We start from the raw sequence: 6,000 nt of genomic DNA on the forward strand, positions 1-6,000 counted from the left end.
AGGGGTCAGCGCGGCTGGGCGGCGGCGGCCCGGACGGCCTCCAGCGTCACGTCGAGCAGGACCCCGACGCGCTCGGTGCCGCCGCTCTCCGTCCATGCGGTGACGGCCGTGTTGAGGCAGGCCAGTACGGCCGTGGTGACGGCACGGGCCCGCAACTCCCGCCGCTCGCCGTCGAGTCGGGCCGCGACGAGGGGGACCAGCAGCTCCTGCCACTCCAGTTGCTTCTTCGCCAGCGCGCCGCGCAGCCCGGGCGTCCCGGCGAGCATCACCGACGTGGCCAGGAGCCTGCCGTCGGGGTCGCGGTCCAGGGCGTCCACGTGGCCGTCCACTGCGTGCCGCAGCGCCTGCCACAGGGGCTCGTCCACGGGCCGTGCCGCCAGCCGGTCGGCGATCCCCTGACCGATGGCGGTCAGATTCCCGACGACCATGTCCTCCTTGCTGGCGAAGTAGCGCGAGACGCTCCGCCCGGACATGCCGATCTCGGCCGCGATCTGCTCGATGGTGGTCTTCTCGAAGCCGTGCTCGATGAACAGCGCCATCGCGCGGTCGGCGATCTGCGACCGCACCGTCTGCCGCGTCATCTCCCGAAGGCCCGATCGTGCTGCGTCCGCGCTGCCCATGGGCCCAGCCTATCGGTCACTGACAATGCGGCCGCCCGTCGACATTCCTGTCAGGCGATGCCGGGTCAGAGCTGCGTCTGCCCGCCGTTGACCTCGTAGACGGAGCCCGTGACGAACGACGCCTCGTCGGAGAGGAGGAACGCCACGACCGCGGCCACCTCCTCCACACCACCGGTGCGGTTCATCGCCGTCTTCGCCGCGATCGCGGCACGCACCTCGGGCGGCAGCGCGCGGGCGGAAGGGGCGTCGATCGGGCCCGGCGCGACCGCGTTGACGCGGATGCCGCGCCCGGCGTACTCCACGGCCGAGGAACGCGTCAGGCCGATGATGCCGTGCTTGGAGGCCGCGTACGCCGCCCGTCCGGCGTGCGCCATGACGCCGGCGGTGGACGCCATGTTCACGATCGCCCCACCGTCGCCCTGCGCGAGGAAGCGGGACAACTGCGCCCGCATGCTGTGGAAGACGCCGGTCAGGTTGACCTCGATGACGCGAGCCCAGTCGGGTGGGGCTATCTCGTGGGTGTCGACGAGCCGGGGCGTGACCCCCGCGTTGTTGAAGGCGATGTCGAGCCGGCCGTACGCGGCGACGGTGAACTCGACCATTCGCTCGGTGTCCTCGACGACCCGGACGTCGGCTTCAAAGGGCACGGCCTCGCCGCCCGCGGCAGTGATCTCACGGGCCACACGCGCGGCGCCGGCGCTGTCCGCGTCGGCCACGACGATCCGTGCGCCCTCGCGGGCGAGGCGCTTGGCCGCCGCCTCGCCGAGCCCCGATCCGGCACCCGTGACGATGCCGGCCCTTCCCGTGACGGACGACATGGCGGTCCTCCTCAACTCCGGTGCGCGATGACGGTGAAGACGGCGCCCTGCGGGTCGAGCAGCACCGCGATGCGGCCCGCGCCGGTGTCCGTCGGCCCCATGAGCACGGTGCCGCCCGCGTCCGAGGCGCGCGCCGCGCTCTCCGCCGCGTCCGCGACCGTGAAATACGCGTCCCAGTACGGCGGGAGCTCCGCGGGCATCCCCGGTGGCCGGGGAAGGAGCAGGGCGACCTGCGTGTCCGCGAGGTGCCAGGCCCGGCGGCCCAGCGGTGCCTCGGCGGGGCCGGCCTCCCATGCGAAGAGGGAGCCGTAGAAGGCGGCCGACGCGTCGGCGTCGTCGGTGACGAGCTCGCTCCACGCGAAGGTGCCGGGTTCGCTGGCCGGCGTGACGGTCTGCCGCGCGCCGGACTCGCGGAGGGCGAACCGCGCCCCGGCGGGATCGGTGACGTGCACGTCGTCCCCGCCGGGCGACGGGAGCACGCTGCCACCGGCGGCGGCGACCGCGCCGGCCGTCCTGGCGGCATCGGGCACGGCGACGAACGTCGTCCAGCCCGGCCGTGCCGGCTCGCCCACGGGCCGTAGCCCGGCGACCGGCCGCCCCTGGAGCAGGGCCGTGCGGTGTCCCTCCTGCGGGGTGTCCCGCGCGAACTCCCAGCCGAAGAGCGCGCCGTAGAAGGCGGCGGCGGCCTCGGGGTCGGGCGACCCGAGTTCGACCCAGCAGGGCCTGCCGGGGGTGGGGGTGGTGCTCATGTCTGCGCTCCTTGCGGTCCGGATGCGCCCCGGACTCATGCGGCGACTATAGACACAGTTGTCATTGACTGACAAGCAAGACGTTGACTGTCGAACTATATGACGTGTGCATGACAACTGGCTCCATACGAGCACTGCGCCGTCGTGGAGGGAAATGCTCAGGAAGCCGCTCGGTAGAGACCGCGCCCGGTGCGCCGTACCCGGGAGGCGCCGACGAGGCGGTCCAGCGTGCTGCGTACCGCGTTGATGCTGCCCGCGTTCGCGTCGCGGCCCAGGGCGGCGGCGACGTCGCGGGCCCGCACCTGGGCGCCGCCGGTGGTGGCCAGGTACTCCAGGATCTGCTCGGTCAGCCTGCCGTAGTTGCCCGGTACGGCGGCCGCGCCGGACCGGTCGCCGCGGGTGCCGACGGGTGACGGCGCCGCTCCGGCGGCCTCGTCCGCAACCGCCGCTGCCGCGTCCTCGTCCGGCGCCTGGAAGTCCTCGGCCGCGAGGGGGAAACGCTGCCCCTCGTCCGCGGCGACGTCACCGGTGATCCCGTCGAAGGGAACGGCGGGCATCAGCTTGTGGAGGGCGCCGAGGGCCCTGCGTACGGAACCGAGGTGCGCGACGACGGCGGCCAACTCCCGCTCCAGGCCGTGCCGCTGGGCTTCCAGGCGCTCGAGTTCGTCCTGGAGCGCCCGAGCGGTGGCCTCGATGTCACGAGCAGTGTGCGTGATGAAGACCATGCGCCCTCTCATCCTCGGCCCTGTGCCTTCGTCCCCGTGTCGTGCGCGCCCGGCGTCCTTGCCGCCGTACCCGTGAGGAGTGCGCGCAGCATACGGGACACGGCGATCCGCCTGGTACCCAGATTAGTACGCGACGTGGTGACACGGTGACAGTCCACACCGCTGTGCCCCCGGAGGGGAGCCGGCGCGGCGGGGCTGCGCAGGGGCGTCCCGAAGGGCCGGGCGTGGTTCACACGATCCATTGTGACACGGTGTATTTCTGAGCCGAGACGCCCGGCAGGGCTGGGCTGATCATCAGGGAATGCGTGGTTCGTCCGGGCACCGGAGCGATGACAGTGTTTGCAAGACGTTTTGGTTTGCTACGGTGTCACTCGCGTCGGTCGGGCGGACCGAGGGAATCACGCCACGGTTGTGGCGGTGACCTCGTGATGTGCCCCCCTGGGGACGGGCCGCGTGGAAGACTCCCGGTGTGGATCTGTGGGGAGACCCATGCCGGGAATACGGGAGCGTCCTGTGCTGAGCCTGTCGGGGGTCTTGGCGCGGGGCGTTCCCCCCGTTCCGGCGGGCCGGGTCGGGGCACTGCCCGCGGATCGCAATGTTTGATAAATGATTCAACATCTGACACTGTTTGCCACGGCCGCGGCCGAATCGCGACGGTGCGGTTTGAGGCCCGGAGCCGGTGACGGGCCCGGGGTTCAGCCCCTGCGGCGGCACCGGTGGCTCCGCATGGTGTGACAGTGCAGTCCCCGCTATCGAGTCAGGGAAGCCGAGGAAGCAGTGAATCCGACCAGCAGGACCAGCAGCGAGCCCATGGCCGATGTCCGAGACATGTACATGGCGCACACCATGATCCGTCGTGAATTCGGCCTGCTCCCGCAGCTCGTGCGGGACGTGCTGCCGAACGACACCAAGCGCTCGGAAGTCGTCGGCGCCCACGCCGAGTTCGTCTGCCGGCTCCTGCACTTCCACCACGACGGCGAGGACCTGATCCTGTGGCCGCTGCTCCAGGAGCGGGGCCAGGAGGAGGCCGAGGCCATCGTCCCGGTGATGGAGGAGCAGCACCACGCCATCGAGGCCGCGAACGCCGAGGCGATCCGCCTGCTCCCGGAGTGGCGGTCCACCGCGCGCGGCGGCCACGAACTGGCCGAGGTGTTCGACCGGCTGCTGGACGCGCTGCTGGAGCACATGTCCATGGAGGAGCAGCGGATCCTTCCCCTGGCCGAGAAGTACGTCACCGCGGCCGAGTGGCGGCAGCTCGGTGAGCACGGCATGAGCGAGATGCCGAAGAAGGCGCTGCCGCTCGCCTTCGGCATGGCGATGTACGAGGGGGACCCCGAGGTGATCAAGGCGGTCCTCGCCGAGGCTCCGGGACCCGCCCGGCTGATCCTGCCGTTCCTCGCGCCGCGGCTGTACGCGAAGCACGCCAAGCGGGTGCACGGCACCGCCACCCCGCCGCGCCTCTTCCGCTGACCCGCGCCCCGACGGGGCCCGGGACGACGGGCCGGCGGGAAGTCGTCAGGCCGGACGTCCGAACAGGGCGCGGGCGTTGCCCGAGGTCATCATGTGCTTCCCGGCGGCGTCGAGTGCGTCCGTGGCGGCCAGTGCGGCGGCCAGGGACGTGACGACGGGCGCCGCGGTGAACGGGTGGTCGCTGCCGTACAGCAGCCTGTCGGGGGCGACGAGGGCGAGCAGCGCGGGCAGCGCGCGGGGCAGGGCGGCGCCCGCCACGTCGTAGTGCAGCCCGCGCAGCGCCGCCAGGACGTCGACGTCCGTGCCGGACATCCGCGCGAACGCGGCGATCCGGTCGGCCGTGACCGGAAGCGCCGCACCCGCGTGCGGCACGACGAACCGGATGCGCGGGTACCGCTCCGTCACGCGCCGCAGGACGAGTTCGGCGACCGCGCGGGTCGAGTCGAAGAGGAACTCGACCATCGGGCGCGGGAATCCGAGGGCGGTCCGCTCCCCGCAGGCGGGGGACGTCGGATGCAGGAGCACCACGGTCCCGCGCCGGTCCAGCTCCGCCATCAGGGGCTCGAAGCCGCGGTCCCCGAGATACACCCCGTCGTGGTTGGTCAGCAGGATCACGCCGTCCGCGCCGAGGACGTCCAGCGCGTACCCCAGTTCCGCCAGGGCGGCCCGGACGTCGGGCAGCGGGAGCGACGCCAGCAGTCCGAACCTCCCGGGATGCTCCGCGGCGACGGCGGCGCCCTCCGTGTTGACCGTACGGGCCAGCGCCGCGCGTGCGGCCGCGTCCCCGAACGACACACCGGGGGAGGAGACGGACAGCATGGCCGTCGCGACACCGGTCGCGTCCATCAGCGCCAGGGCGCTCCCCGGGCTCCACTCGGGGATCGCGGGCATGCCGTCGGGGCGTGTGTGCCCGGCGGCGACCAGCGCCCTGCGGTAGGACGGGGTGATGTAGTGGGCGTGGACGTCGATCGCCCCGCCGAGCCCGGCGAAGTCCTGTGCGGCGGCGGCCATGGCGCTCCTCGGTGCGGCGGGGCCGATCGCTGGGATCGGACGGGGCGGACCGATCACAGCACCGCCTTCGCCTCCGGGGCGGGAGGTCGTCCGTGTCGCCCCCGCCGCCGCCCGGAAGGCCCACAGGATGTGGGCGGCATGCGGGGGGCTATCGGGGGCACATGACGGGCGACGAGCTTGTTCACAGGGAGGCGGCCATGGAGATCTCGGGCATCATCAGTGCCATCATCATCGGCGTGATCATCGGAATTCTGGGACGTCTGGTGGTCCCGGGACGTCAGCACATCGGCGTGATCTGGACGATTCTGATCGGCATCGTCGCGGCGCTGATCGGCTCGGCCATCGCGGCGGGCGTGGGCGTCGCGGACACCAAGGGCGTGGACTGGATCGAGTGGCTCATCCAGATCGCGCTGGCCGCGGTGGGCGTCGCCGCCCTGGACCGTGCCAAGGCGCATCGCTGACCTTCGTTCCCCGACACGGCGCACAGGGGGCGGGGGCCCGGGCCGCGCGGCCCGGGCCCCCCCCCCCCCCCCCCCGCCCCCCTAAGGCCCCAAGGGGGCCCCCCCCCCCGCCACCACCGCCGCCGCCGATTTGGAGGGCCCGGAGA

General features: G+C 72.6%; 7 protein-coding genes. 2 read left to right on the plus strand and 5 right to left on the minus strand.

What is annotated here, in order from left to right; translation table 11 throughout:
• Positions 1 to 5 precede the first annotated feature (5 nt).
• From ACIP64_RS17930 to ACIP64_RS17945, 4 genes are all read right to left on the minus strand, one after another.
• Positions 6 to 620: a TetR/AcrR family transcriptional regulator gene (locus ACIP64_RS17930; RefSeq protein ID WP_401587291.1), complete on the minus strand. Its 615-nt coding sequence runs from the start codon at positions 618 to 620 to the stop codon at positions 6 to 8.
• 65 nt (positions 621 to 685) lie between these two features.
• Positions 686 to 1,438 carry an SDR family NAD(P)-dependent oxidoreductase gene (locus ACIP64_RS17935; RefSeq protein WP_401587294.1) on the minus strand — a complete coding sequence of 251 codons (753 nt, stop codon included), beginning with the start codon at positions 1,436 to 1,438 and terminating at the stop codon, positions 686 to 688.
• An 11-nt stretch (positions 1,439 to 1,449) separates the two neighbouring features.
• Positions 1,450 to 2,187, minus strand: a complete 738-nt coding sequence (locus ACIP64_RS17940) for a VOC family protein (protein WP_401587297.1) — start codon at positions 2,185 to 2,187, stop codon at positions 1,450 to 1,452.
• 158 nt (positions 2,188 to 2,345) lie between these two features.
• Positions 2,346 to 2,912: a hypothetical protein gene (locus ACIP64_RS17945; protein ID WP_401587299.1), complete on the minus strand. Its 567-nt coding sequence runs from the start codon at positions 2,910 to 2,912 to the stop codon at positions 2,346 to 2,348.
• An 810-nt stretch (positions 2,913 to 3,722) separates the two neighbouring features.
• Between ACIP64_RS17945 and ACIP64_RS17950 the strand changes: the two genes are divergently transcribed.
• Positions 3,723 to 4,382: a hemerythrin domain-containing protein gene (locus tag ACIP64_RS17950; RefSeq protein ID WP_401587302.1), complete on the plus strand. Its 660-nt coding sequence runs from the start codon at positions 3,723 to 3,725 to the stop codon at positions 4,380 to 4,382.
• 45 nt (positions 4,383 to 4,427) lie between these two features.
• Here ACIP64_RS17950 and ACIP64_RS17955 read toward each other — a convergent pair whose 3' ends face one another.
• Positions 4,428 to 5,393, minus strand: coding sequence for an amidohydrolase family protein (locus tag ACIP64_RS17955; RefSeq protein WP_401587304.1), 966 nt, complete (start codon positions 5,391 to 5,393; stop codon positions 4,428 to 4,430).
• Positions 5,394 to 5,590: 197 nt separating this feature from the next.
• Between ACIP64_RS17955 and ACIP64_RS17960 the strand changes: the two genes are divergently transcribed.
• Positions 5,591 to 5,854, plus strand: a complete 264-nt coding sequence (locus ACIP64_RS17960; protein WP_360904050.1) for a GlsB/YeaQ/YmgE family stress response membrane protein — start codon at positions 5,591 to 5,593, stop codon at positions 5,852 to 5,854.
• Positions 5,855 to 6,000 lie beyond the last annotated feature (146 nt).

Origin of the sequence: Streptomyces sp. NPDC088733 (genome assembly GCF_044751185.1) — a bacterium.
Classification (GTDB): Bacteria; Actinomycetota; Actinomycetes; order Streptomycetales; family Streptomycetaceae; genus Actinacidiphila.